Origin of the sequence: Paraburkholderia sp. NPDC080076 (assembly GCF_050281145.1) — a bacterium.
Lineage (GTDB): Bacteria > Pseudomonadota > Gammaproteobacteria > Burkholderiales > Burkholderiaceae > Paraburkholderia.
Genome location: NZ_JBNNWQ010000001.1, coordinates 1,264,294 through 1,289,579, shown reverse-complemented (window position 1 = coordinate 1,289,579; position 25,286 = coordinate 1,264,294). Strand labels below are relative to the sequence as shown.

The 25,286-nt window shown below is 63.9% G+C and carries 19 protein-coding genes; 6 read left to right on the top strand and 13 right to left on the bottom strand.

Features of this window, described 5'->3' with window-relative positions:
- Positions 1–8: 8 nt before the first annotated feature.
- The 5 genes from ACQKRQ_RS05790 to ACQKRQ_RS05770 form a co-directional block, all read right to left on the bottom strand.
- Complete coding sequence (locus tag ACQKRQ_RS05790; RefSeq protein ID WP_427475640.1) at positions 9–620, bottom strand: hypothetical protein; 612 nt, start codon at positions 618–620, stop codon at positions 9–11.
- Positions 617–1,099, bottom strand: a complete 483-nt coding sequence (locus ACQKRQ_RS05785) for a DUF2778 domain-containing protein (protein ID WP_427475638.1) — start codon at positions 1,097–1,099, stop codon at positions 617–619. Before ACQKRQ_RS05785 ends, ACQKRQ_RS05790 begins: the two co-directional genes overlap by 4 nt.
- A 19-nt stretch (positions 1,100–1,118) precedes the next feature.
- Complete coding sequence (locus ACQKRQ_RS05780; RefSeq protein ID WP_427475637.1) at positions 1,119–1,595, bottom strand: Hcp family type VI secretion system effector; 477 nt, start codon at positions 1,593–1,595, stop codon at positions 1,119–1,121.
- 268 nt (positions 1,596–1,863) lie between these two features.
- Positions 1,864–4,488, bottom strand: coding sequence for an AAA family ATPase (locus ACQKRQ_RS05775; protein ID WP_427475635.1), 2,625 nt, complete (start codon positions 4,486–4,488; stop codon positions 1,864–1,866).
- Entirely contained in the window at positions 4,485–5,627 is a 1,143-nt protein-coding gene (locus ACQKRQ_RS05770) for a metallophosphoesterase family protein (RefSeq protein WP_427475633.1), read from the bottom strand. The genes ACQKRQ_RS05775 and ACQKRQ_RS05770 overlap by 4 nt, the downstream gene beginning before the upstream one ends.
- A gap of 216 nt (positions 5,628–5,843) precedes the next feature.
- Here ACQKRQ_RS05770 and ACQKRQ_RS05765 point away from each other — a divergent pair, with 216 nt between their 5' ends.
- The 4 genes from ACQKRQ_RS05765 (at position 5,844) to ACQKRQ_RS05750 (ending at position 11,342) form a co-directional block, all read left to right on the top strand.
- The gene (locus ACQKRQ_RS05765) at positions 5,844–7,124 is read left to right on the top strand and encodes a DUF445 domain-containing protein (protein ID WP_132377339.1); all 1,281 of its coding nucleotides are present in this window, start codon (positions 5,844–5,846) and stop codon (positions 7,122–7,124) included.
- Between the two features lie 136 nt (positions 7,125–7,260).
- The gene (locus ACQKRQ_RS05760; protein ID WP_408180977.1) at positions 7,261–9,213 is read left to right on the top strand and encodes an AI-2E family transporter; all 1,953 of its coding nucleotides are present in this window, start codon (positions 7,261–7,263) and stop codon (positions 9,211–9,213) included.
- Positions 9,214–9,374: 161 nt separating this feature from the next.
- Positions 9,375–11,132 carry an FAD-dependent oxidoreductase gene (locus ACQKRQ_RS05755; RefSeq protein ID WP_427475630.1) on the top strand — a complete coding sequence of 586 codons (1,758 nt, stop codon included), beginning with the start codon at positions 9,375–9,377 and terminating at the stop codon, positions 11,130–11,132.
- An 18-nt stretch (positions 11,133–11,150) separates the two neighbouring features.
- On the top strand, positions 11,151–11,342 hold the full coding sequence (locus ACQKRQ_RS05750) for a hypothetical protein (RefSeq protein ID WP_427475629.1): 192 nt from the start codon (positions 11,151–11,153) through the stop codon (positions 11,340–11,342).
- Positions 11,343–11,399: 57 nt separating this feature from the next.
- Here the strand turns inward: ACQKRQ_RS05750 and ACQKRQ_RS05745 are convergent, their stop codons facing one another.
- The 3 genes from ACQKRQ_RS05745 to ACQKRQ_RS05735 all read right to left on the bottom strand — a co-directional run bounded on the left by ACQKRQ_RS05745 (position 11,400) and on the right by ACQKRQ_RS05735 (position 14,626).
- Positions 11,400–12,383, bottom strand: coding sequence for a 2-dehydropantoate 2-reductase (locus ACQKRQ_RS05745; RefSeq protein WP_427475627.1), 984 nt, complete (start codon positions 12,381–12,383; stop codon positions 11,400–11,402).
- Positions 12,384–12,387: 4 nt separating this feature from the next.
- Complete coding sequence (locus ACQKRQ_RS05740) at positions 12,388–13,179, bottom strand: class II aldolase/adducin family protein (protein WP_427475625.1); 792 nt, start codon at positions 13,177–13,179, stop codon at positions 12,388–12,390.
- Between the two features lie 247 nt (positions 13,180–13,426).
- Entirely contained in the window at positions 13,427–14,626 is a 1,200-nt protein-coding gene (locus tag ACQKRQ_RS05735) for an aromatic amino acid transaminase (RefSeq protein WP_427475623.1), read from the bottom strand.
- Positions 14,627–14,908: 282 nt separating this feature from the next.
- Here ACQKRQ_RS05735 and ACQKRQ_RS05730 point away from each other — a divergent pair, with 282 nt between their 5' ends.
- Positions 14,909–15,850 carry a LysR family transcriptional regulator gene (locus ACQKRQ_RS05730; protein WP_132377346.1) on the top strand — a complete coding sequence of 314 codons (942 nt, stop codon included), beginning with the start codon at positions 14,909–14,911 and terminating at the stop codon, positions 15,848–15,850.
- A gap of 24 nt (positions 15,851–15,874) precedes the next feature.
- On the opposite strand, the gene ACQKRQ_RS05725 is transcribed toward ACQKRQ_RS05730, so the two are convergent.
- From ACQKRQ_RS05725 to ACQKRQ_RS05705, 5 genes are all read right to left on the bottom strand, one after another.
- Positions 15,875–16,693, bottom strand: a complete 819-nt coding sequence (locus tag ACQKRQ_RS05725; protein WP_427475620.1) for a helix-turn-helix transcriptional regulator — start codon at positions 16,691–16,693, stop codon at positions 15,875–15,877.
- Between the two features lie 274 nt (positions 16,694–16,967).
- Positions 16,968–18,095: a hybrid sensor histidine kinase/response regulator gene (locus ACQKRQ_RS05720; protein ID WP_132377348.1), complete on the bottom strand. Its 1,128-nt coding sequence runs from the start codon at positions 18,093–18,095 to the stop codon at positions 16,968–16,970.
- A gap of 9 nt (positions 18,096–18,104) precedes the next feature.
- A complete protein-coding gene (locus ACQKRQ_RS05715) occupies positions 18,105–18,731 on the bottom strand; it encodes a chemotaxis protein CheB (protein WP_427475618.1) in 627 nt (208 codons plus the stop codon).
- Positions 18,732–18,741: 10 nt separating this feature from the next.
- Positions 18,742–19,587 carry a CheR family methyltransferase gene (locus ACQKRQ_RS05710; RefSeq protein WP_427475616.1) on the bottom strand — a complete coding sequence of 282 codons (846 nt, stop codon included), beginning with the start codon at positions 19,585–19,587 and terminating at the stop codon, positions 18,742–18,744.
- Between the two features lie 18 nt (positions 19,588–19,605).
- Positions 19,606–23,175, bottom strand: coding sequence for a response regulator (locus ACQKRQ_RS05705; RefSeq protein ID WP_427475614.1), 3,570 nt, complete (start codon positions 23,173–23,175; stop codon positions 19,606–19,608).
- A 263-nt stretch (positions 23,176–23,438) separates the two neighbouring features.
- Here ACQKRQ_RS05705 and treF point away from each other — a divergent pair, with 263 nt between their 5' ends.
- Complete coding sequence (gene treF, locus ACQKRQ_RS05700; RefSeq protein WP_427475613.1) at positions 23,439–25,253, top strand: alpha,alpha-trehalase TreF; 1,815 nt, start codon at positions 23,439–23,441, stop codon at positions 25,251–25,253.
- The last annotated feature ends 33 nt before the right edge of the window (positions 25,254–25,286 follow it).

The following is a 25,286-nucleotide window of genomic DNA, read 5'->3' as shown; positions in this document are numbered from 1 at the left end:
GGCGGTGGTTATGGTGTTTTTCTGTGTATGAACCGGCGTATCGCGAGGCAGCAGACGAGCACAGGTGTGCCGATAAGTAGCGTAGCCACGGCCCAATAAAGGTTCATGACATACGACAACATATCGCCCTCGTTATCTGCCTTACTGCCTTCGCCCGTGACTGACAGCCAGAGTCTGACTATCGCACTGACAGATGACGGGATATGCAACGGGTATGTTGTGTACGGACTCGACAGGTACCATCCAAGATCACTAATGGCGAGAAGTGCAAGTAAAGATGCAATGAGGGTTACGGAAAAAGGCATCCTGGGAGTCTTCTTGCCACTCTTTCTTGCAACGAGATAGCGAGGCAGCCATCCTTTGAATTTCGCCAGAGCTAAAGCAATCAATAACGTAGAAACTAGCCAGTAGAGCAGCCACGCAAGCACGTTGATGTCATCAGGATTTGCCAGATATTCCGTGTTCGTGCAGCGTAGCCAGAATAGGAAAAATGCTTCCTCGCTGCTGGACATTTCGACCGGAAGTATGTCGAGAAGATGCACTGCGTACCAACCAGCAATCCCCGATATCACGGTCAAAACGGTGTAAATCGAAAGACGGATTGCGAATCGTTTTTTCATTTCACGTCGATCGTTCCGTAAGCTCGTAAAGCTGTGCCTGGCACTGGCACAGTCTGTCCCCTCGAACGAATGAATTTCTGAAGTCGATCGAATTCCTGAGGGTTCACGACGGTGATACATCCGTGACTCAACCTCAAGTGCCCCATTGGATGCAGTCGGAAGTTACCGCGCTTGATGCCATTGATATTGGTCGTGTCTCCCGTTGCTGGATTCCAGAGCGTGAACCACTTTCGACGGTCGGTAGTGACGGAGTCGGTCGCATACAACCAATCGTACAGAAAACCCATTAAGCCCCCTGACTGACGATCAACCAGAAAGTAGGTTCCCTTCGGAATCGGTCCAACGTTTTCTATCGCAGTATCAGCTGGGTTATCCCGGCCGTGACCGGTTCCCGAGAAGGCAGCAACGGGGATGCTTCCCTCGCACAAAAGGACCGAATCCGTCTGCCCATTAAGAACAAAAGTACATTTAACCGGCATCTCCTCTTCCCCCGCCCGGTCAATTCGTAGTGTTGTTCTTGATATACAGCGTCGCGGTCACCGCACCGCCGCTTCCTCCCTGGGCGTTTTGCACGAAGTACTCATGCTTCATCGTAGAAAAAGACAGATGAACATCTTCGTGGCATTCGTCGCCGCCGCCGATCGGCTCGACCTGGGTAATGACCACGTCGTACATCGTGATCATCAGGTATTCGAACGGCACTCCCCCGGCCTTGCGCACGGTCAGTTTCACCTGGTCAATATGCTTGCCGGTGAAGCAATATCTGGCCAGATTCGGACTCGCGCGGTCCAGCTTGTGCGTGAACTCCAGATCTGAAACGGTGGCCTTGCCCGCGCCACCGCCGGAGCCCGACATCATGGTTGCATCCTGTGAAACCTTCCAGCGCCAACCGATTACGTCGATTTCGTTCAGATGCGAGGCGTCCTGCGATTCGCCGTCGCAGCCGTCAATCTTGATGAACGTGTCTTGAGCCATTGACCACCCCCGTGACATTTGCGACTGTTCAGACGGTCGTCACGCGGAGATGCATAAGCATTCGACACAAGCAGATTTGACTACTGTTGGCAAAAGGCGCAGACCGCAGCGAAGACTCGGAATCAGTAGTGTCTGGGGAAATGCCGACTGACGGAGATGCGATCTTTCTGCAAATGTGCGTGAATTTACGCAAATTCATCGGCCGCATGCCACGATTCATGCGGTCTGATTCATTCATCCCCGACACCGTGCTCGCCTGGCCCGACGTCTAAGCCGCCACCTTCAAATCCTCAATCGACCGCTGCCTCACGCCGAGATCGTCCCACAGCTCCGGGTGACACGTGAACACCAGGATCTGATGCCGCGTGGCCGCGTCGATCAGCGCGCGCTTGATCGCATCGCGCCGCGCGGCATCGGTATGCACGGCGGCGTCGTCGAGCATGAGCAAGGTCGGCCGGCCCGACGCCTTCAGCAGATCCGCATACGCGAGCCGAGTCAGAATGCCGAGTTGTTCGCGCGTGCCGAAGCTCAGCGCATCGAGCGTGTCCGCGCGGCCGAAGCGGTCCAGCGTGGCGGGACTCAGATCGTCACCGAGCGCGATCGTCGACTGCGGAAAAATCCGCTTCAGATAATGCCCCAGCCGTTCGGTCAACGGCGCGCGCAATTGCGCCACCGCGGCATCGCGTTCGTCGACCAGCACTTCGTCGAGCAGACTCAGCGCGCTCGCGCGCAAGCCAAGTTCGTCCTTGCGCCGCGTGGCCTGCTCGACCTTGGCCTCGACCGCCGCCAGACGCTCGCCGAGACCGGACGCGCCGACCGTCTCCAGTTGACTGCGCAATCCCGCGATCTTCACTTGCCGATCGTTCTGCTCGCCGCGCGCAAGTTCCGCCGACGCGCGATAGCGCTTCGCCTCAGCCGCCGGATCGTCGAGGCGCGCTGCTTCCAGTTCGCGCTCGCGCCCTTCGCGCTGCTTGCGCAATGCCTCGACCTGCACGCGTTGTTCGACGATTTTCGTCTGCCACTGCGCGCGATTGCGGCGGAACGCTTCGTCGTTCAACTGCGCTTCCTTGCGCTGCAACTGAGCCGCGAGTGATTCCTCATTCGCCATGCCGGCCGATTTTTTATCGGCCGCCTGGGTCAGCACTTTGCGCGCGGCCTCCAACGCGTCGCGCGCGATCTCGGCGTTGCGGCGCGCTTCGTCGAGCGGCGGCGCAGCCGACACGTCGGGCAGACCCGCGAGCCGCTCGTTGGCGGCCTGCATGCGCGCCGCGGCCGTTGCCGACGCCGCGCGCAACGCCTCGATGCCTTGCGGCGCGTGCACGTCGAGAATCTTCGCCTGGCTTTTCTGCTGCGCGACCGCGGCCTTCCAACGCTCGTGCCTCGACTCGCCCTCGGCGAGCGAGGCGACGCCGAGCGCCTGCAACAACTGCGCATGCTGGGCTTCGAGCGACGCGAGTTCGGACAAGCGGGCCGGCAGATCGGAGACGCCCGGAATCACCTGCAAGTCGCCTAACGTGCCGAGACTGATCCGCTTCTCCTCGTCCAGACGCAGCACGCCTGCGCCGCTCAGCGGCTCATCGTTGACCGTGATCGCGCCGTTCAAGCGATATTCGATGCGCGTCATCGCGGCTTCGGTGCGGGCGCGCAGCACGCTCAGCTCGCTGCCGAGCGCGGCAAGCCGCTTCAGTTTCGCCTCGTCGATTTCGAGCGTGGCCGCCTCGCGCGCGGCTTCGAGCACGGCGTCGTTCGCTTTGCTGGCTGCGGCGATCGATGCTTCGAGCCGCTCGCTCTCAGCGCGATAGAGTCCGATCTGGCTACGCAGATCGGCTGCGGTCACTGCCGCGTTGGCCAGTTCGAGCGCGCGGCTGGCATCGGCGAAAGCCTGCTCGAATTGCGTCACGCTGGAAACCGCTTGCCCGTGCTCGGCCTGGACCGCCGCCACGCTCGCCCGCAGTGCGTCCAGTTGCTGGCGCTCGCGCGCGACGGCCGCTTCCAGTTCGAGCGCGTTCTGCTCCTGTTGCAACGGCAGCGCCAGTTCGGCTTCGCTCGCCTTTAGCGACTGCTCAAGTCCTCGCAGGCTGCCCTCGAGTTGCACGACGGCATCGGCGCGTAATTGCGCCTGCAAGGCCTTCTGCTCGTGAAGCTCCCACGGACGCTTGCGCTGGGTATCGTCGAAAGCTTGCTGCTGCGCGGCGAGACTCGCAATGTTCGCCTCGAACTGTTGACGCTGCTGTTCAAGATCCCCACGCTCTTCGATCAACCTGGCCAGCGTCTGCTCCGCCTCCGCCAGCGGCCCAGTCGGCTTCTGCGTACGCGCGGTGAGCAGTTGCCGAAGCTCACGCTGCACGGCGGCGATCAGCGCATCTTCGCCCGCCGATTCGCGGCTGCCCGAGAGTTGCGACAGCGCATCGCGCAGATACTGCGCCGCGTGACCGGTGGAATCGCGCATCTCCTGCGTGCTGCCTTGCTGCACCCACAACAAACCGGGAACGCCCGCGTTCTCGGCCTTCAACGGCCCACGCGCGGCGCGTGAAAAACCGAGCAAGGCCGCGAGCCTGTCTTCGGCTTCATCTTCGCCGAACGCGCTCTGGCCGATCTTCAACTCGCAGCGCTGCCGCGTGACGAACTGCTTCGACAATCGGCACGCCGTGCCGTCCAGATCGAAACTCACTTCGACCGACGGCTGTCCGCTCGCCTTGCCCCACGGCAACAGGTCTTTCAGATGCGAGGCCTTGTAGCGCTCCAGAAACACGGCGCGTACGGCTTCGGCAATGGTGCTCTTGCCGGCCTCGTTCGGACCGACAAAGAGATTCAACCCAGGCTGCAGATCGTCGATGACGAGCTTGCCGGTGAACTGCTTGAATTCCTGAATCGCAATACTTTGCAGCTTCATGCGGACCTCGCTTCGCGCGGCAATTCACGTTGAAAACGCGCCAGAAGCAGCAATGCCTCGGCCGCGCGCTTGACCTCTTGCGGGTCGGACTGCGGGTCTTCCTGCAAGCCACGCAGACGCGCCACCACCTTAGCGAGGTAGCCGCTTTGCGCGCCGAGTTCGGCGAGGTCGTCGTCGGTGGGCAGCACTTGCAGGCCGCTCAGGTCGACGCGCAAGGCCCGCACGCGGGCTCGCGCTTCTTCCACCGCGACATGAAGCGCTTCGGCGTCGGCCAGCGCAGCCGTGCCTTCGACCGTCACGCGCAGCACGTCGTGGCTGCCCAGCGTGGCGAGGCGCGCCTTCAGCGTATCCACATCGGTCGGCACGGCGATGGTTTCGTCCCAGCGATGCCATTGATATTGACCGACCCGCACCGGCTCGACCACCGGCGACGCGCCCGGCTGGTTCAGCGTGACGTCGAGCATGAAACCGGGGTCGTTGGCGCGGAAGCGGTCCTGCTCGTGCGTGCCGGCATACCAGATGCGCTCATCGACACGCAGATGGCCGTGCCAGTCGCCGAGCGCCAGATAGTCCAGACGCGCGCTCGCGGCACGCGACGGCGCGAGCGGATTCGACGAGTCGATGCCTTCCTGCAGAATCCCACTCACGCTGCCGTGCGCGAGCCCGATGCGGTGATAGCCGGGCGGCGTCTCCGTCGTATCGAAGAAACCGGTGGTGTCGTCATACGTGATGCGTTGCGTGAGCGGCGCGCATAGCAGCGCGCAGCGGCACTCGTCCAGCAGCACCACGCCGGGTTCGAGCACGAGGCGCACATTCGGCGCGACGCAGTTCAGACGCTGCGCGCGGGTCCACACGCTCTCGACGAGCGCGGCGTCGTGATTGCCCGGCAGCATGATCCACGGCCCGGTGAACGCTTGCAGCGCGCCGAACAGACGGCGGATCACCGTGTCCGAGACCGTTTGCAGATCGAATACGTCGCCGGCCACGAGCACCGCATCGACCTTGCGCGCGGCGGCTTCTCCGGCGATCCGGCGCACGGTCTCGAAACGCGCCTCGGCGAGATGCGCCGCTTCGTCCGGCTCGAACTGGCCGAATTGCGTGCCGATCTGCCAGTCCGCGGTGTGCAGAAACCTGATCACTGTGCCTCCCTTCCATTCAATTGCAATCTGCCTCGCCGGGCAAGGCGGCGCAGTCTAACCGCAGATGTTACCGTGCCCACGCGGCAAAGCTAGCCCTTGACGGCCAGCGCGGCCTGGCCCATGCGCTGACGAGCGGCGCTACACTCGCGTTTCCGGACGCGCGAGCCAAGCGCTCCACATTATTTCAATCGACCTAGACCCGCTGCCCTGCCGCCGATGAACAAAGCAATCGAACTGAAGAAGGCCAAGCGCACGCCGTTACTGCTGTTGCTCGCCGCCGCCTGCGTTTTCGTGGTGACCGCGTTCATGCCGCGCGGCATCTGGGTGGACGGCATCAAGGCGATCGCCGAGGCCGCGATGGTGGGCGCACTCGCCGACTGGTTCGCGGTGGTCGCCCTGTTTCGCCGCGTGCCGATCCCGATCGTCTCTGCGCACACCGCGATCATTCCGAGGAACAAGCACAAGATCGCCGACAACCTCGCGGTGTTCGTGCAGGACAAGTTTCTGGATGTGCCTTCGCTAGTCGGCCTGATCCAGAAGCACGATCCGGCGCGCAGCATCACCGGCTGGCTGACGCAGCCGGCCAACACCGCGCGTTTGGGCGACTACGTCGTCAAGCTCACCAGCGGCATTCTGGAATTGACCGACGACGTGCGTATCCAGGTCTTCATCAAGGACGCGCTGCGCGACGTGCTGGCCAAGGTGGATCTGTCGCAATCGATGGGCGCGATTCTCGACACGCTCACCAAAGACGGCCGTCATCAGGAACTGCTCGACGCCGGTATCGAACAGGTCGTGGCGCTGCTGCGCGAACCGCATGCGCGCGAGTTCATCGCCGAACGGATCGTCGACTGGGTGAAAAGCGAGTACCCAACGATCGAAAAGATTCTGCCTTCGGCATGGCTCGGCGAGAAAGGCGCCGAAGCCATCGCCAAGGCGGTGAACCGCATGCTCGAACAGATCAGCGAGAACCCCACGCATCAGCTGCGCCAGAAGTTCGACGACGCCGCGCACAAGCTGATCGTCAAGCTCAAAACCGATCCCGCGTTCCTGCAAAAAGGCGAGGAGCTGAAACGCTATCTGGTGGAAGGCGACGCGCTCAGTTCGTATGTGAAAGACATGTGGGGCGAACTGCGCGCGTGGCTCAAGCGCGATCTGCAAAGCAGCGACTCGGCGCTGCATGCGCGCGTGGTGGCGATGGGCCAATGGGTCGGCCGCGAACTCGCGCACGATCCGGCGTTGCGCCAGTCGCTCAATGACCACCTTGAGGAAGCCGCACGCGCGATGGCGCCGGACTTCGCGAAGTTCCTGACGCGCCATATCAGCGACACCGTCAAGAACTGGGACTCGCACGAGATGTCACGGCAGATCGAACTGAACATTGGTAAGGATCTGCAATACATCCGCATCAACGGGACGATTGTCGGCGGCTTTATCGGCCTGCTGCTGTATGCGAGCTCGCAATTGCTCGGCTTGCTGCGTCTGCACATGGGCTGAGCAATAGGCCGTCCCGCGTCAAAGCGCCTACAATCCGGGCATATGAATTGCTCATGCGTATGGCCCGGACTCCCTCTCTGTGTCCGCGAGCGGCGAGCATAAGAACGACAGCGCGTCTCAATCGGAAAGTGTGCTCATGAAAATATCCTTACCGCCGCACGGGCGGCCAAACCGCGTTTACCCGCCGGGCACGCCCAGTCTGCATGGCCTCGCGTCGGTGATTACCGGCGTGGTGGTGGTGTGCGGGTTGTACTTCGGCCGCGCGGTGTTGATCCCGATCACGCTCTCGGTGTTGCTCAGCTTCCTGCTCGCTCCGCTCGTGCAGATGTTGCGGCGTTTCCATATGGGGCAACTGCCGTCGATCTTCATCGCCGTGTTGTTCGCATTGGCCAGCCTGCTCGCGGTAGGTGCGCTGATCGGTGCGCAACTGGTGCAACTCGCGGCCGACCTGCCGCAGTATCAGGAGGCGATCGAGCAGAAAATCGAAACGGTCCAGGAGAAAACCGTCGGCCGCGCCGATTCGCTGATGAGCCGCGCCGCCGTCGCCTTGCAGCGCGTGGCCCCGCCCAAGCCGAACCCGCCGCGTCCCACCGGACGCGCCGCGCGCAACGCGCCCGCCGTGCCGCAGCAGGTCGAAGTGCACGAGCCGTCGCCTACGCCGATGCAACTCGCGCAACGCGCGCTGTCGCCGGCCATCGCGCCGATCGAAACGACCTTTATCGTGCTGGTCGTGACGATTTTCATCCTGCTGCAACGCGAGGATTTGCGCGACCGTTTGATCAGTCTGTTCGGCTCGCGCGATCTGCACCGCACCACTACCGCGATCAACGACGCCGCCGTGCGCCTCTCCCGCTACTTCGTCGCGCAACTCGGTGTGAATCTGAGCGCGGGCGGCGTAATCGCTATCGGTCTGGCCATCATCGGTGTGCCGGGTGCGCTGCTGTTCGGGGTGATCGCCGCGTTGCTGCGCTTCGTGCCGTATATCGGCATCTGGATCGCCGCGATTCTCGCCGTGTTCCTCGCGGCCGCGATTCAGCCGCAATGGACCATGGCGGTCTATACGCTGATCCTGTTCATCGTCGTCGACGTGGTGGCGGGGCAGATTGCCGAGCCGCTGCTGTATGGCCACCGCTCCGGCCTGTCGCCGCTCGCGGTGGTGGTGGCGGCGATTTTCTGGAGCTGGCTGTGGGGGCCGGTCGGCCTCGTGCTGTCGACGCCGCTCACGTTGTGCGTGGTCACGCTGGGCCGCTACGCCGACCGCCTGAACTTTCTCACGGTGCTGCTGGGCGATCAGCCCGCGCTCACGCCCGCGCAGAACTTCTATCAGCGGCTGCTCGCGGACGATCCGCACGAGGCCATCGTGCAGGCGGAGCGCCTGTTGCGCGAGATGTCGCTGATCGACTACTACGACAAGGTCGCGCTCGAAGGCCTCAAGCTCGCCCGCAACGACGCGATGCGCGGCGTGCTGATGCCGGACCAGTTGCAGCGTATCAACGACGCGCTGGTGGACATCGTCGAAAACCTGGAAATCGCGGACGGCTTGCCGGACCGCCTCGCGCGCAGCGAACCCGCCGACACCGCGAGCGCGCTGCTCGCTTCGGCCTCGGCCGATCTTTCCGAGCGCCACGATAGCCACATTTCAGCGCAGCCACAGATGCGCCGTGAAACCGAAAAAACGTCCGTGCTGTGCGTACCCGGACGCGGTTCGTTCGACGAAGTCACCACCGCGATCGCCGTGCAGTTGCTGGGCCGCCAGGGCCTCGCGCCGATGATGGCCACGCACTCGGGTTATCGCAGCGCACGCGCCGACGAACCGAGCTTCAAGGACGCGCCGATCATCTGCATCGTCTCGCTCGATGCGCCGGAATCGCCGCCGTATCTGCGCAACATGCTGCGGCGCACGCGCGAATGGCGGCCGCGGGCGACGCTGGTGGTCGGCGTCGGCGGCGCGCCGGAAGGCGGGCCGGAGGCGGGCGCGACCGGCGCTTCGCACGCGGCCCCCACCTTCCGCGCGATGATCGAGGAATGCCAGGCGGCCTCGAGCCTGCAGCATGCGCGCCAGCCATCGCATGTGGGCGGAGCGGACTGAGAGCCTGCTTCGCCGCCACGGCCTTGCCCCGCTCTTTGTACCCAAAATGAGGACAGCCGCACGCGCGCCCTCCTTCATACTTCGTTATCGATTCGCACCGCCTTGAAGAGCTAACCAGCCCCGGCGGGCAATTGCCGGCATCGAAGATCCAGGAGACACGCATGAGCCGCCCCTTCAAACCCTATCCGTTTTCGCCTCGTCACTATGAGGGCGTGGTGCCATCGCTCGTCGACGGGCGCGACCCGCTCAGGCGGCCCGTGGCGATCGTCGGCGGCGGGCCGGTCGGCATGACGCTGGCGCTCGCGCTGGCTCGCCAGGGCGTGCGCTCGGTGCTGATCGAAGCCGACGACGGCGTGTGCACCGGCAGCCGCGCGATCTGCATCTCGCGGCGCAGTCTGGAGATATTCAAGCGACTCGGCGTCGTGCAAGGCTTCCTGCAAAAAGGCTTGCCGTGGACGGGCGGCCGCAGCTTCTACCGCGACACCGAAGTGTTCCGCTTCGCCATGCATCAGGACGACGAGCAATCGCTGCCGCCCATGACCAACATCGCGCAATACCAGATCGAACAGTTGCTGCTCGACGAGGTGGAACGGCATGCCGATCTGATCGAGATCCGCTGGCAGACGCGCGTGACCGGCATCGAACAGCACGCGGCGGAAGGCGGCCGCGGGAACCTGGAATGCACGAGCGGCGCGACGCTCGCGCTGCGCACCGGCGACACCGCATGGCAGATGCACGCCGACTGGGTGGTCGCCTGCGACGGCGGCCGCAGCACGATCCGCGAGGCGCTCGGCCTCAAGCTCACCGGCACCACATATGAAGGCCGCTACGTGATCGTGGACATCGAACTGGACAGCGCGCGCGCCACCGAGCGTCTTGCGTATTTCGATCCGCCCTCCAACCCCGGCTCGACGGTGCTGGTGCACAAGCAGCCCGACAACGTCTGGCGCATCGACTATCAGCTTCGCGACGACGAAGACCCGGAAGCCGCCGTGCAGCCCGAGAACGTCATGCCGCGCGTGCAGAGCGTGCTCGACTCGATGGGCGAAACCGGCGCATGGTCGCCGATCTGGATCACCGTCTACAAGGCCAACGCGCTGACGCTCGAACGCTACCGGCACGGCCGGGTGCTGTTCGCGGGCGACGCCGCGCATCTCGTGCCGATTTTCGGCGTGCGCGGCGCCAATTCCGGTATCGACGACGCGGACAACCTCGGCTGGAAACTGGCCTGCGTGGTGAACGGCGTGGCATCGCCGCGACTGCTCGACAGCTACAGCGACGAGCGCGTGTTCGCGGCACGCGAGAACCTGAGTTACGGCATGAAAAGCACGGAGTTCATGGCGCCGCCCTCGTTCGCCTTCGATCTGATGCGCCAGGCGGTGCTCGGCCTCGCCGAGCATCACGCGGCCGTGCGTCCGCTGATCAATCCTCGGCAGACGCATGCGATTGCCTATGTGAAGTCGCCGCTCAACGAAGCCGCGGGCGACGTGGCCGATGCATTCAAGCAAGGTCCGGCGCCCGGCACGGTGTTGCCGGAATGCAGACTCAAACGTATGGACGACGGCGTGGTCCTCGATATTCATCTGACGGATCTGCTCGGGCCTTGCTTCACCGCGCTGTGCTTCGGTCCAAACGCGAACGCGAACGACGACTCCGCTCAAGACACAGCGTGGCAGCCATTGCAAACCACGCTGGCCGAACAAGGGATTCCGTTCAAAGCCGTCATGCTGGTCAGGAACGACACGCAAAACGCTACGAGCTCAAACGTGATCGACCACACCGGCCGTCTGCACGACATGCTCGACGCCACGCCCGGCACCGTCTATCTGATCCGCCCCGACGGCCACGTACTCGCCCGCTGGCGGGACGGCAGCGCCGCGGCCACGCAGCGCGCCATCAGCACGGCGCTGACGACTTAACAAAAGGAGACCCACCTCATGACCGATAGCGATCTCGATCTTGTCTACACGACGCTCTGCAAGACCCTCACGAACGAAGGCGAAGCTCAGGCGTCGTTGTATCTGGCCCGCCTCGCGATGCTGTGCCTGACCGAACTCGACAACCCGCGGCGCGCGTTGTCGTTGATCGAAGCGGCACGGCTGCCGGCTTCGACCGCGGTGACGGCATAAGGCGTAAAAAAGCCGCCGCGCCTCACATGGCGCGGCGGCTTTTGCTTGACGCTAGTGTTACTGCTTCGGATACAGACCCAGCGTGCTCGCATGCAGGCGCGCGAGACCGAGCAGCGCATCCGTGTACGGCGTAGCGACGCCTGTCAGTTGTCCCAGTTCGCGCACCGCGGCCACCAGCGCGTCGAGTTCGACCGCTTTACCCGCTTGCACGTCCTGCAGCATCGAGGTTTTCATCGCGCCGAGTTTCAGTGTGACCTCGTGGCGATCCGCCGGCTCCTGGTCGATCGGAATGCCGAAGCGCGCGCCGATTTCCTTTGCCTCCAGCATGATGCTCGTCACGAAGTTGCGCGCCAGCTCGTCGCTGAGAATCCGGTCGGTGGTCGCGCCAGTGATGGCGCTGATCGGATTCATCGTCATATTGCCCCACAGCTTGTACCAGACGTCGCGCTGGATCTGCGCCGACACCGACGCATTGAAGCCCGCCGCCGCGAGCGTGGCCATGAGCGCCGCGACACGCTCGCTCGACTGCCTCGACGCTTCGCCGATAATCAGCCCATTGCCCTGATGATGGCGGATCACGCCCGGCGCTTCGACCAGACAACTGGCGTGCACCACGCAGCCCACGGTCTGCGCAGACGGAATCGCGGCGGCAATCGCGCCGTCGGGATCGATCGACTTCAGGCGCTTGCCGGCGAAGTGCGCGCCGAGCCCGTCGCAGAACCACCAGGGCACGCCGTTCATCGCGGTCAATACGATCGTTTGCGCGCCAAGCAGCGGCGCGATCTGCGCGGCCACCGACGCCATCGCCGGTCCCTTGACGGCGACCACGACGAGATCCTGCACGCCGAGGTCCGCGGGCTTGTCGCTCGCCTTCACCTTCACGGCATGCGTCACGCCGCCTTCGATCAGACGCAAGCCGTGCTCGCGCAGCGCGTTCAGCGTCCCGCCGCGCGCCACGACGCTTACGTCATGGCCGGCCTGCGCGAGCTTCACACCCATCCAGCCGCCGATCGCGCCTGCGCCGTAGATAGCTACTTTCATCGTTTCAATCCTTGTAACTGGCGTCGATGCGGTCCACTCGCCGCACCAACGCATCGAACACGTCTTGCCCCGCGCCGTGACGCGGATCGAACTGCAGCGCGTCGCGCGAGCAGCGAATTGCCACGTCTTCCGGCACCGGCCGTGCGCGGCCCATCGCGAATGTCGCCATCTGGATTTCGCAGGCGCGGTTGAGCGTCCACAGGACCGCGAAAGTTTGCGGCAAGGTGTGGCCCCACGCAAGCAGGCCATGATTACGCAAGATCACCGCCTGCCTGTCACCGATGTGCTTCAGGAGGCGCGGACCTTCTTCGGCGTGAACCGTGATGCCCTCGAAGTCGTGATACGCAATGCGGTCGTGCAATTGTGCGCTGTAGAAATTGGTCTGCTGCAGACCGTCTTCCAGACAGGCGACGGCGACGCCCGCCGTGGTATGCGTGTGCATCACGCAGTGCGCGTCGGGCAAGCCTTCGTGAATCGCCGCATGCACGACGAAGCCGGCCGGATTCACCGGATACGGCGAGTGATCGAGCACGCGTCCGTGTGCATCGATCTTCACGAGGTTGCTCGCGGTCACTTCGCTATAGTGCAGCCCGAACGGGTTGATCAGGAACTGCCGCTCGCCGCCGCTCACGCTGGTGGGGACGCGCAGCGTGATGTGGTTATAGATCATCTCGGTCCAGCCGAGCATGTCGAAGATCCGATAGCACGCCGCGAGTTGCACGCGTGCATGCCATTCGTCCGGATGCATCGAGTGGGCCTTCGGCGCGCTCGGCGCTTGTATGTCGAGGGTGGTCATTTGGGTCTCCCTTGTCGACCGGAGTTGGCGCTTTAGCGCTTACTCCGGTCCCATGCAAAGCGGTCGACCGGAGTTGGCGCTTTAGCGCTTACTCCGGTCCCATGCAAAGCGGTCGACCAGAGTTGGCGCTTTAGCGCCTTACTCCGGTCCCATGCAAAGCGGTCGACCGGAGTTGGCGCTTTAGCGCCTTACTCTGGTCCCATGCAAGATCGTTGCTGTTATCGTTCTGTTGATCGAAAAAACGCGCTTATGCGCCCGACACCACGGCCGCAATCGACGCCGCCACATACTCCGCATTGCGTTCATTCAGACCGGCCACGCACATGCGCCCGGAGCGCAGCACATACACCGCGTATTCGCTGCGCAGCCGCTCCACCTGGCTTTCGCTCAAACCCGTATAGGTGAACATGCCGCGCTGCGCGACGTAGCGCGCGCGCATCACTTCATCCACACGGCCCGCGAGTCCGGCATGAATCGTTCCGCGCATGGCGAGACTCCGCTCGCGCATGGTGGCGAGTTCCGCTTCCCACGAAGCGCGCAACGACGCATCCGCGAGCACGTTGGCGACGAGCCGCGCGCCGTGCGTCGGCGGATTGCTGTAGTTCGCGCGCACCGTCGACATCAATTGACCGAGCACGCGGCCGGCCTCTTCCGCGCTCTTGCAAACCACGCTCAACGCGCCGACGCGCTCGCCGTACAGCGAGAAATTCTTCGAGAACGAATTCGCGGCGATCAACGGAATGCCCGCGTCGGCCAGCAGACGCACGCAGGCGGCGTCTTCTTCCAGACCGGCTCCGAAACCCTGATAAGCCATATCGACGAAAGCGATCAGCTTGCGGCGCTGCAAGACCGGCACCAGCTCGGCCCATTGCGCCGGGCTCAGATCGACGCCGGTCGGGTTGTGGCAGCACGCGTGCAGCAGCACGACGCTCTGTTCAGGCAAGCGGCCGATCGTCTCGATCATGTCGGCGAAACGCAAGCCGCCGGTGTGTTCGTCGTAATACGGGTAGGTGTTGACCGTCAGCCCCGCGCCTTCGAACACGACGCGATGGTTTTCCCAGCTCGGATCGCTGATCCAGATCTGCGAGCTGGGGAAATAGCGCTTCAGGAAATCGGCGCCGACCTTGAGCGCGCCCGAGCCGCCGATGGTTTGCAGCGTCGCGATCCGGCCTGCCTTGCGCGCCTCGCTGTCCGCGCCGAATACCAGCGCCTGCGCCGCGTCGCGATAGAGCGGCAGGCCGGCCATCGGCAGATACGAGCGCGGGCCGATCGAATCGAGCAGCGCGGTTTCGGCGCGGCGCACGGCGTCCATCACCGGCAGCTTGCCGGCGTCGTCGAAATAGATGCCAATGCTCAGATTGACCTTGTTGGTGCGCGGGTCGAGTTGAAAGTCTTCGTTCAGGCTCAGAATCGGGTCGCCTGGATAAGCGGGAATGTGGTCGAACATGGCAATTCCTTGAATGCGGCCGCGCTGCGGCCTTGGTGTGACGCTTGGTGTGGCGTAACGACAGCCCGGCGTGAACCGCCTTGCGTGCCCGCCTGGCTCAGACGGCAATCAACTTGCAGGACCGGAGTAAGCACGAAAGCGCCAACTCAGGTCGACAGAGCGAGACCGAAGTCTAAGCGGGTTTGGCTGGGTGCGTCGATTAGGAGAAGTCTCCGCGCATGGCGCACGGCGCACAATCAATCGATTTTTCACGATTCGTTAGTTTTTCTTTAGAATCGCCGAATGCCACTCACGCGCGTCACCATCCGTCAGTTCGAAGCGTTTCTCGCCATCGTCGATTTGCATAGCATCGGCGCGGCGGCGGACCGGCTCGGCCTGACTTCGTCGGCGGTCAGCCAGTTGCTGGCCGACCTCGAAACGGAACTCGGCTTTCGCCTCTTCGACCGAACCACGCGGCGCGTGAATCTGTCGAGCGCGGGGCAGGATTTTCTATCGTCGGCGGAATCGGTGCTGCGCCATGTTCGGGCCGCCGCGCAATCCGCCGACGATATCCGCAACCGCGCCGCGGGCATCGTGCGGATCGGCGCGCCGCTGGTGCTGGCGGCGACCGCGCTGCCCGCGGCCATCGCCGAATATGCGCGCGACAAGCCTAAGGTGGTCGTGCGCATTTGCGACACCGTGGTCGAGCAACTGGTGGAGCGCGTGGAAAGCGGCGACGTGGACCTCGCGATCGGACCCGACCGGCAAAGCGGCACACGCGTGCGATGCGACCCGGCGTTCGCGAGCCCGTGGGTGATGTGGTGCGCGCCGAGCCATCCGTTGAACGCGCGCCGCCGCGTGCTGTGGCCGCATTTGCGCGAGGTGCCGATCGTCGCCACCGGCCGCGACCACGAACGCGCGGTCGGTCAAATGCTGGCCAATCTGCCTGCGGAGGCGCGCATCATTCCGGTGGACGTGGTGGACAACGTCACCACGGCGTTCGGCCTGGCCTCGCAAGGGCTTGCCGTTACGCTCGCGCCCGCCTATGTCGCGCCGCTGGCTCGGACCTTCGGGCTGGTAATGAAGCGCATCGTCGATCCCGAAACGATCCGCGAGGTGTGCGTGTATCGTTCCACCGAGCGCGCATTGTCGCCGCCCGCCGACGGTTTCGCGGATTTCATCATGCCGTGGCTGAAGCGCTGGGATCGCGAGACGCAGGCCGATGTGCGGCCCAAGCGTGCGTGATGGGTGACTGCTGAACGCGTCGGTTCAAGCCCGTTCGGGCACCATGCACAGCGCGAACAACTGGCGCTGGCTAGAGATGCCAAGGCGCGCGTAAGCGCGCTTTTGATAGGTGACCACACTGGCAGGCTTGACGCCCATTTGCACAGCGATTTCCGCGGCGCTGGCGCCTTCGAGCGTGCCGCGCAACACATCGAGTTCGCGCGGCGTGAGTGCCGGGCAAGCGCGTCTGACTCGCGCCAGCATCGCGGCGGCCGAACCCTGCTGATGCTGTCCATTCAGCCCGTAATGACTCTTCGCCGCGTGCGCGAACAGATGCGCGAGGCTTTCGACGTGTTCCAGTTCGCCCGGCTGAAACACGCCATAGGCGCGGTCGCGATACAGATTGATCGACAGCCAGACGCTTTCCATCGGCTGCACGAGCAGCGATAGCCGGTCGGACACATTCGGCTGCGCGTAACAGGCCGCGCGATACGCTTCGTTTTCGATCTCTTCGCTTTGCTGCTGGTGCAGCACCAACGCGTCGCGCGCCGGTTTTTCACGCGAACGGCCGATAATCGCGCGATTGCCGTCGAGGGCATAAAAGTGCGTGGCGTAGCGATCGGCGACGTCGCGCAGAAAGCGGCCGCCGCGATGATCGGCGGCTGACACGGTGCGCGGCCTCGCGTCGAATTCATAGGCGAAGATGGTGCACTGCGAGACAGGCAGCGTATCGCCGACGGTTCTGAGGATGCTGGCGGCGAGCGCGTCGGCATCCGCGTGCGAGATCGACATGACGAGCTCGGTCGCGCGCGAGGTGCTGATCTGTTCGTTGCGGTGCGGTGCGGAGATGCGCCAGGAACGCATGATGAGAGTCGGGTCGCTGTGCAAGGGGTTCGGTTCGCCAAGCGTAGCACAGCGCAACGCGGGACTGTTTCCGGTGGTCTGCAAGAACGCCTACAGTTGTCCAGAACGCGTGATCTCACTGACTGAGCAAGGAGCACTGGCATCGCATCGACATACGCGGACATGCGCTATCGCAGCATCGAGATCGACGGCGTGGACATTTTCTACCGTGAAGCCGGCCCCCGTGACGCATCTCGCCCGCTGATTACCGGACCCTGCCGGTGGCCTCCGGCGCTTACTTGCCCGTAAACGACCCGCGCTGGAACGTCACCATTCTCGGCAACTCGATCGTAAAGATCGTCCCTATCGCCTCGTCGGAATGCACGCTGACATTGCCGCCATGCATCCGCGCGATCTCCTGCACGATATGCAGGCCGAGCCCCAGCCCTTCGCGCGAGCGCGCACCGCTGTTGTTCGGGCCAAACGCCTTGAACAGATGCGGAAACACCTCGGCCGGAATCGTGCCGCGATTGGCGACCTTCAGACGGACGGACTCGACCGCTTCGCCATCCACCTCGACGCCGATATCGCTGCCCGGCGCGCCATGATGCAGCGCGTTGCTCACCAGATTCGACACGGCCTGCCAGACCAGGTCCGTGTCCCACGCGCCCGACGTATTGCCGCGGCTCGCGAACACGATCTGCTTGCCGTTCTCGCGCGACGCGAATTCGTCGATCACCGAACGGCACAGCGTCGCCAGTTCGATCGAGCGCGGTTGCAACGGCAGGCGCCCGCCCTGCAAACGCGCGAGATTGAGCAACTGGTCGACCATACGCGCCATGCGCAGCGAACTGTTCTTCACCCGCGCGGCCACCGTCACCGACTGTTCGTCGGCCGCCGTGCGCATCAGATATTCCGCCGACGCCAGCACCGCGCCGAGCGGCGTGCGCAAGTCATGACTCAGCACCGCCATCAGCATCTCGTTGGCTTCGAGCATCTGCCGCGTGGTGACGAGTTGCGCCGCGAGCTGGCGCTTCTGCTGTTCGAGCTGCACGAACACATCGACCTTGGATTGCAGAATCCGCGGATCGAACGGCTTATAGAGAAAGTCGACCGCGCCGGCTTCGTAGCCGCGGAACGTGCGCGACGCATCCTGCGCGGTCGCCGTCAGAAAGATGATCGGCACGTGCGAGGTGCGCGGGCTGCCACGCATCAGCGCGGCCAGTTCGAAGCCGTTCATGCCGGGCATGTTGACGTCGAGAATCGCCAGCGCGACTTCGTGCTTGAGCAGCAGGTCGAGCGCCGCCGTGCCCGAGTCGGCCACCAGCACGGCGAGATCCGGCCGTGCCAGCAAGGCTTCGAGCGCCGTGATGTTGTGGACGATGTCGTCGACGATCAGAATGTTAACAGGTGAGTTCGTCATGGCATCGGGTCAGAAAGAGGCCGGCAATGCGGCAAGCCGCCGGGCCATGGTTTCGGGAGTGTAAATAAAATCCGCCACGCCGCGTTCAATCGCGGCGCGCGGCATCTCGGGGGAAGCAGCGGTGTCCGGCGCCTGCACCCAGGCCGTGCCGCCGAACGCGCGCACGCGCTTCAGGCCTTGCGCGCCGTCGTCGTTGGCGCCGGAGAGCAGCAGCGCCAGCAGGCGTTCGCCATACACGGGGGCGGCCGATTCGAACAGCACGTCGATCGAGGGACGCGAAAAGCGCACGGCGGCGTCGGTCGACAGCGCGACGGTGCGGTCCACCTCCACCAGCATGTGGTAGCCCGGTGGCGCAATATGCACGCGGCCCGGCATGATGCGTTCGCCCGCATCGGGCTCGAGCACCGGCAATGCACAGCGATGCGCGAACGCATCCACCAGGTAGCTCGGCGGATCGGGCGGCAGGTGCGTGACGATCAAAACGGCCGGCGCGAAGTCCGCGGGCAGCGCGCCGAGCAGCACGTTCAGCACTTCGATGCCGCCCGCCGAGCCGCCGATCACGACGAGCTCGTAGCCGCGCGCCGCTTCGGCGCGCGGTTCGGAATCGACGGCTGGCTGGACAGGTGAGCGTGGCATGGTGAGCGTGCTAGCGCTTCTGATAAATGCGTTCGCTCGGACGGAATTCGTCGAACGCTTCGTAATGACTGGAAAAACGCAAACTTTCCTTGCTGCCCAAGCCGAGAAAACCACGCCGCACGAGCGCGTTCTCGAACAGACCCAGCGCGCGATCCTGCAAGCCGCGATCGAAATAGATCAGCACGTTGCGGCACGACACCAGATGCGCTTCGAGAAAGACTTCGTCGGTGGCCAGGCTGTGGTCGGCGAACACCACGCGCTCTTTCAGCGAGCCCGCAAAACGCGCGCCGCCATAGGCAGCATGGTAGTAGTCGGACAGCGAACGCTTGCCGCCGGCCGCCAGATAGTTCTGCGTGAAGCCCTGAATCCGGTCCAGCGCGTAGATGCCGGACTCGGCGCGCGCGAGCGCGTCCGGGTTGATGTCGGTTGCGTAGAACAGCGTGCGCTCGGTCAGGCCCTCCTCGTCGAAGAGGATTTTCAGCGACCAGAGTTCTTCGCCCGTGCTGCATCCCGCTACCCACACTTTGATCGACGGATAGGTGCGCAGACGCGGCAGCACGTGTTCGCGCAGCGCGAGGAAATACGCCGGGTCGCGAAACATCTCGCTGACCTGGACCGTGAGGTACTGGAACAGCCGCGAAAACTCGTCGCCGTTGCGCATGATGCGGTCCTGCAACTGCGAGAGCGTCTTCAACCCGAATTCCTCGAGCGCCTGCGACAGCCGGCGCCGCAGCGACGACATCGCGTAGTGCCGGAAGTCGTGCTGATACTTGAGATACACCGCCTCCAGCAGCAGCTTCAACTCGATGTCGAAGTCGCTGATGCGTTGCGGCGCGTCGAATTCGGACTGGCTCATTCTGTTCCCGTGTTCCTGCTACCGTTGCCGCAACCAGACGCGGCACAGCGCGACCAGCTTGTCCACGTCGATCGGCTTCGAGACGTAGTCGTCCGCGCCGGCTTCGAGGCAGCGCGTGCGGTCATTCGCCATGGCCTTCGCCGTCAGCGCGATGATCGGCAGATGGGCAAAACGCGGATTGCGGCGAATCTCGCCCATCGCGGTCAAACCGTCCATCTCCGGCATCATGATGTCCATCAGGATCAGATGCACTTCGGGACCGTTTTCCAGCGCTTCGAGCGCTTCGCGGCCGTTGCGCGCAATCTGCAGTTTCGCACCGAGCGGCTCCAGCACGTGCGAGAGCGCGAAAATATTGCGGACGTCGTCTTCGGCCAGCAGGATCGTGCGGCCCTCGAAGGCATTGTCGCGCTGCCGCACCGTGCGCAGCATGCGCTGCTGCTCGGGCGCGAGCGACGACTCCACGCTATGCAGGAACAGCGTCACCTCGTCGAGCAGGCGCTCGGGCGACTTCGCGCCCTTGATGATGATCGATTTCGAATAGCGGCGCAGGCGGTGCTCTTCCTCGTCGGACAGCATGCGGCCCGTGTAGACGATCACCGGCAGCGCGGCATGCGCGGTGTTCGCGGCAAGCCGTTCGAGCAGATCGTAGCCGGTGCCGTCGGGCAGCGCGAGATCGGTCACCACGCAGTCGAAGGTGAATTTGCCCAGATATTCCAGCGCCTCGGCCAAGGTTGCGACTGCAACGATCTCGGTGTTCTCGCTTTGCAGGAGCGCGCGGATGCTTTCGCGCATCGGCGCGTCGTCCTCGATCACCAGCACGCGTTTGAGGCGCTGCTGCAGACGCGCTTCGAGGCGGCGGATCGCGGCTTCCATCGTGCTGCGCGCGGTCGGCTTGAGCGTATAGCCGATGGCGCCGAGGTGCAGCGCCTTGTCGGCGTGATCGGTGGCCGAGACGATGTGGATCGGGATATGACGCGTGAGCGGATCGTTCTTCAGCCATTCCAGCACGGTCAGGCCGGAACGGTCCGGCAGGCCGACGTCGAGCAACACCGCCGCCGGGCGCATGTCGCGCACGAGGGCGAGTCCGGTGGCGGCACTGCTGGCGTGGACGAAGTCGAAGTCGAGGTCGTGCGTCAGATCGCGCAGGATTTCGGCGAAGGCGAGATCGTCTTCCACCGCGACGATCAGACGGCCGGCGCGCGTGCGGTTGTCGCGGTCGTCGGCAATCGGGCCGTTGGTGGTTTCGGGCGCGTTGCCGTTGATGAAGCCGCTCGTCAGGCCATTGGCCGGCGTGATCACCGTGGGCTGATTACCGCCCGAAGACGGGCGCACGAGCAGCGGTTCCATCGTCGATTCGGCCGCGGCCGGCGCGCCGGCTGACGTCTGAGCCGAGGCGAAGGCCGGCGCCGGCTGCGCGCCCTGGCTTGCGTTCAAGGCCGCCTCTGCATCGAGCGGCAACCACAGCGTGAACACACTGCCCTTGCCGACTTCGCTGGCGACGGTGATCCGGCCGCCCAGCAAGCGCGAAAACTCGCGCGAAATCGATAAACCCAGCCCGCTGCCGCCGTATTGACGGCTGGTGGAACCGTCGGCCTGCTGGAACGCTTCGAAGATCATATCCAGCTTGTCGGCTGCGATGCCGATGCCGGAGTCGCGCACGTCGATACGCAGCATGTCGCCTTCGGCCGGTGCCACCGAGAGCGCCACCTCGCCGCGCTCGGTGAATTTCACCGCGTTCGAGAGCAGGTTGCGCAGAATCTGCGTGACGCGCTGGCCGTCGGTGATGAAGGTATCCGGCGTGCCCGGCGAGCGGTCGAACGCGAGACGCAAATGCTTGGCGCTGGCCATCGGCCTGAACAGTTCCTCCAGTGCCTGCAGGGTTGCGTCGATCGACACCGTTTCGAGTTCGACCGTGACCTGCCCGGCTTCGACCTTCGACAGATCGAGAATGTCGTTGATCAGCACCAGCAAGTCGCTGTTGGAAGCATGAATCGTTTCCGCGTAGCGCACCTGCTCTTCCGTCAGATTGCCGGTGCGGTTCTGCTGCAGCAGCTTCGCGAGAATCAGCGAACTGTTCAGCGGCGTACGTAGTTCGTGCGACATGTTGGCAAGGAACTCGGACTTGTAGCGGCTCGACTGTTCGAGGCGCGCCGCGTTGGCCGCGAGGTCGTCCTGCGCGCGCAGCAGATCGGACTTCTGCCGCTCGAGACGTTGCGCGTATTCCTCCAGCTGCACGTTGGTCTGTTCGAGCTCGGCCTGCTGCGCCTCGAGCCGTGTTTGCGATTCCATCAGCGCGCGGCCGCGCTCTTCGAGTCCTTCATTGGAGACGCGCAATTCCTCCTGCTGCACCTGCAGTTCTTCGTTCAACTGCTGCGTTTCGGCCAGCGCGTCCTGCAGACGCTCGCGATACAACGCGGCTTCGACGAAGTCGCCCATGCCCTTGGCGATCAGTTCCATGAACTCCTGGTCACGCGCGGTCAACTCGCGCATGAAGCCCAGTTCGACGACGCCATTGACCTCGCCGTCGTTTTCGATCGGCATGACGAGCAGGTTCTTCGGCGCGCTGCTGCCGGTCGCGGACACCACCTGCACGTAATTCGCCGGCACGTCACGCAAGATCAGCGTGCGGCGCGCGAGAGCCGCCTGGCCGATCAGCGTCTCGCCTTCGGCGAAATTGCGCGCGCTGGCCTGCTCGCTTTCGCGGCTGAAACCATAAGTTGCGATGCGCCGTAGCGCGCCGTGCTGCCTGTCGCGCACGTAGAGCGCGGCCACGGCGGCGTCCAGATATTGCGCGAGAAAGTCGAGCATCGCGCGGCCCACCAGCGGCGAGGTCGCCTGACCGACCACCTTTTCCGCAAGCAGGCGCTGCCCCGAGCGCAACCACACTTGCCCTTGCAGCATCTCGGTCTGTTCGGCCTGCTGGCGCAGCGCGCCGTCATACGTGGTCGACAGGCCCATCAGTTCGCGGCGGCCCATCCACGCGAGCAGGCCGCTCACGCTCAGGCTGAACAGCAGGAACACGCTCACCAGCGTGGTGGTGACTCGGCGCGTCGCTTCACTGCGCTCCTGACGCAAGCGCAACTCGACGTCGAGAAACTCCGCAAATTCACGGCGCGTTTCGTCGAATTCGGTCTTGCCGCGACCGCTCGCCAAGGCGTCCTCGAAATTCTGATTCCGACGGCGTGCGTCGATCATCTCTTCAGCGAAACGGCTCCAGCGTTGCTGAATCGCCTCGATCTGCTTGAGCTTCTCGACTTGCGGCGGGTTGTCGGCGACCATCTCCTGCAAGGCCTCGATCTGCGTCTTGAAGCGCGGGCCGCCGGCTTCATAAGGCGCGAGGAAGCTCTCGTCGCCCGTTATCAGGAAGCCTCGCATCGAGGTCTCGCGGTCGACCGCGAGGCGCAGCATTTCATTGGCCTGGCCGATCACGCGTTCGGAATGCTCGGCCCAGTTCATGGTCGAGACCAGGTAGGCAATCAGTCCAACGAAGACGGCCATCGTGACCAGGCCGACACCCAGAGGCAAGGCAATGTTGCGGCGAATGATGCTGCGAAAACGATTCTGGTCGACGGCCTGGGATGCGGTCATTTTTTCTGTCTTCGGCTTGGCGAATCGAGTCGATTCGGAATATTTTTCGGGTATTTCGAGTGATTCATTTTGTCGCGATGCGACGCGCGTAATCATACAGGATGAGGGTTGTTTTTGAGGCGCGTGTCAGCGGTTCAGGCTTGCTGGACGGGCCTGTTGCTGACTCACGCAACTTTGCGCCGCCCACGCGGGTCAATCGTGCGAGGAATGCAAATCCGCTTTCTTCGATCAACCGATCGCCGTCCACTCTCTTCCGGTAGCCGATGCCTTCTCACGCCCTCACCGATTTCTCCCGCGCGCCCTTGCGTATCGCCCTCGCCGCCGCGTTCATCTGGCATGCCTCGTTGAGCGGCGCGGCGCAGGTTGCCGAGCCGCCCTCGGCACACGGCAGCATCGTGGCCGCCACCGTGCACGTCGAGGCGCCCACGGAAGCTTCGCCGGTCGTGCCCATCCCGCCGTCCGAGCAATATCCGACGCTCTATCGTGATGTGCAACTCGCGCATCTCTATCCCGACAGCAAAACTTTCGCGGACATGGTGCCGCTTTCGGCGCCCGCGCAGATCGCGGCTGCGTATAGCACCGCCAGGCAACAGCCCAACTTCAATCTCGCCGACTTCGTGAAGCACAATTTCACGCTGCCCACGCGCACGGCGAAGGTCTATGTGTCCGATCCGAATCAGGACGTGGTGGGCCATATCGATACACTCTGGAACGTGCTGCGCCGCGAGCCGGATGCGACCGCAAGCCCATGGTCCTCGCTGCTGCCGCTGCCGTACGCGTATATCGTGCCGGGCGACCGCTTCGATGAGATCTATTACTGGGACTCGTACTTCATCATGCTCGGCCTCGAACAGAGCGGACAGCATGCACTGGTCGTCGACGAACTGAAGAACTTCGCAACCCTGATCGACCGCTACGGCCATATTCCGAACGGCAATCGCACCTACTACCTGAGCCGCTCGCAACCGCCGTTCTTCGCGCAGATGGTGCGGCTCGTCGCCGAAAAGGATGGCGACGCCGTCTATGCGCAGTATTTGCCCGAGTTGCAGCGCGAGTACGCCTACTGGATGGACGGCAGCGATGGCCTGGCCGCCGGTCATGCGAACCGGCATGTGGTGCGCATGACCGACGGCACGTTGCTCAACCGCTATTGGGACGAACGCGCCACGCCGCGCGACGAGTCGTATCGCGAAGACGTCCTCACCGCGCAGCAGACCCCACAACGGGATGCCGCGGATCTCTGGCGCAATCTGCGCGCCGGCGGCGAAACCGGCTGGGATTTCAGCTCGCGCTGGTTCGCGGACGGCAAGACGCTCGCTACCGTGGACGTGACTTCACTCGTGCCCGTCGATCTGAATTGCCTGCTGGCCGATCTTGAGCGCACGCTGGCCAAGGCTTATCGTCTGCGCGGCGACGTCACGCATGCGGAAAATATGGAGCAGCGCGCCGCCTCGCGCGCCGAAGCCATTCGCCGCTTGCTGTGGGACCCGCAATTGCAGGCATTCGGCGACTACGACTTCGTGCATCACACGCTCACGCACAGGCTCACTGCCGCGACGGTCTATCCGTTGTATACGGGGATAGCCAGCCGTCAGCAGGCGAAAACGGTCGCCGCTACGTTGCAGCGCGAATTGCTGCGCCCGGGCGGACTCGCCACCACGCAAGCGGCGACGGGCCAGCAGTGGGACGCGCCGAACGGCTGGGCGCCATTGCAGTACCTGGCGGTGATCGGCTTGCGGCGCTACAGCGAAGCGGCGCTTGCGCAAACCATCGCCACGCGCTGGATCAAGACCAATGTGTCGTACTACCAGCACACCGGCAAGCTCGTCGAGAAATACGATATCGACGCGGCCACGCCCGGCGTTTCAGCGGGTGGTGGCGAGTATCCGCTGCAGGATGGTTTCGGCTGGACCAATGGCGTGCTGCGCGCGTTGCTCGTGCTGTATCCGCGGACAGTGCAGGCCTCGCGTCCTAGCGATATTCCCGAAGGTCCGGCGGGCGTGTCGGCAGCCGCGGCTTCCGCGGCCGCCGCGCCGAAGAATACGCATCGGCTGCATGGCACGCGGGTGAATCCTTAATGCTGCAACCATGAAAAAAACCTGGCCGGTGCG

Bases quoted from the DNA above. Each gene is read 5' to 3' on its own strand.
- ACQKRQ_RS05790 (WP_427475640.1), bottom strand. From the start codon at position 620: ATGAAAAAACGATTCGCAATCCGTCTTTCGATTTACACCGTTTTGACC.
- ACQKRQ_RS05785 (WP_427475638.1), bottom strand. From the start codon at position 1,099: ATGCCGGTTAAATGTACTTTTGTTCTTAATGGGCAGACGGATTCGGTC.
- ACQKRQ_RS05780 (WP_427475637.1), bottom strand. From the start codon at position 1,595: ATGGCTCAAGACACGTTCATCAAGATTGACGGCTGCGACGGCGAATCG.
- ACQKRQ_RS05775 (WP_427475635.1), bottom strand. From the start codon at position 4,488: ATGAAGCTGCAAAGTATTGCGATTCAGGAATTCAAGCAGTTCACCGGC.
- ACQKRQ_RS05765 (WP_132377339.1), top strand. From the start codon at position 5,844: ATGAACAAAGCAATCGAACTGAAGAAGGCCAAGCGCACGCCGTTACTG.
- ACQKRQ_RS05760 (WP_408180977.1), top strand. From the start codon at position 7,261: ATGAAAATATCCTTACCGCCGCACGGGCGGCCAAACCGCGTTTACCCG.
- ACQKRQ_RS05755 (WP_427475630.1), top strand. From the start codon at position 9,375: ATGAGCCGCCCCTTCAAACCCTATCCGTTTTCGCCTCGTCACTATGAG.
- ACQKRQ_RS05750 (WP_427475629.1), top strand. From the start codon at position 11,151: ATGACCGATAGCGATCTCGATCTTGTCTACACGACGCTCTGCAAGACC.
- ACQKRQ_RS05745 (WP_427475627.1), bottom strand. From the start codon at position 12,383: ATGAAAGTAGCTATCTACGGCGCAGGCGCGATCGGCGGCTGGATGGGT.
- ACQKRQ_RS05740 (WP_427475625.1), bottom strand. From the start codon at position 13,179: ATGACCACCCTCGACATACAAGCGCCGAGCGCGCCGAAGGCCCACTCG.
- ACQKRQ_RS05735 (WP_427475623.1), bottom strand. From the start codon at position 14,626: ATGTTCGACCACATTCCCGCTTATCCAGGCGACCCGATTCTGAGCCTG.
- ACQKRQ_RS05730 (WP_132377346.1), top strand. From the start codon at position 14,909: ATGCCACTCACGCGCGTCACCATCCGTCAGTTCGAAGCGTTTCTCGCC.
- ACQKRQ_RS05725 (WP_427475620.1), bottom strand. From the start codon at position 16,693: ATGCGTTCCTGGCGCATCTCCGCACCGCACCGCAACGAACAGATCAGC.
- ACQKRQ_RS05720 (WP_132377348.1), bottom strand. From the start codon at position 18,095: ATGACGAACTCACCTGTTAACATTCTGATCGTCGACGACATCGTCCAC.
- ACQKRQ_RS05715 (WP_427475618.1), bottom strand. From the start codon at position 18,731: ATGCCACGCTCACCTGTCCAGCCAGCCGTCGATTCCGAACCGCGCGCC.
- ACQKRQ_RS05710 (WP_427475616.1), bottom strand. From the start codon at position 19,587: ATGAGCCAGTCCGAATTCGACGCGCCGCAACGCATCAGCGACTTCGAC.
- ACQKRQ_RS05705 (WP_427475614.1), bottom strand. From the start codon at position 23,175: ATGACCGCATCCCAGGCCGTCGACCAGAATCGTTTTCGCAGCATCATT.
- treF (WP_427475613.1), top strand. From the start codon at position 23,439: ATGCCTTCTCACGCCCTCACCGATTTCTCCCGCGCGCCCTTGCGTATC.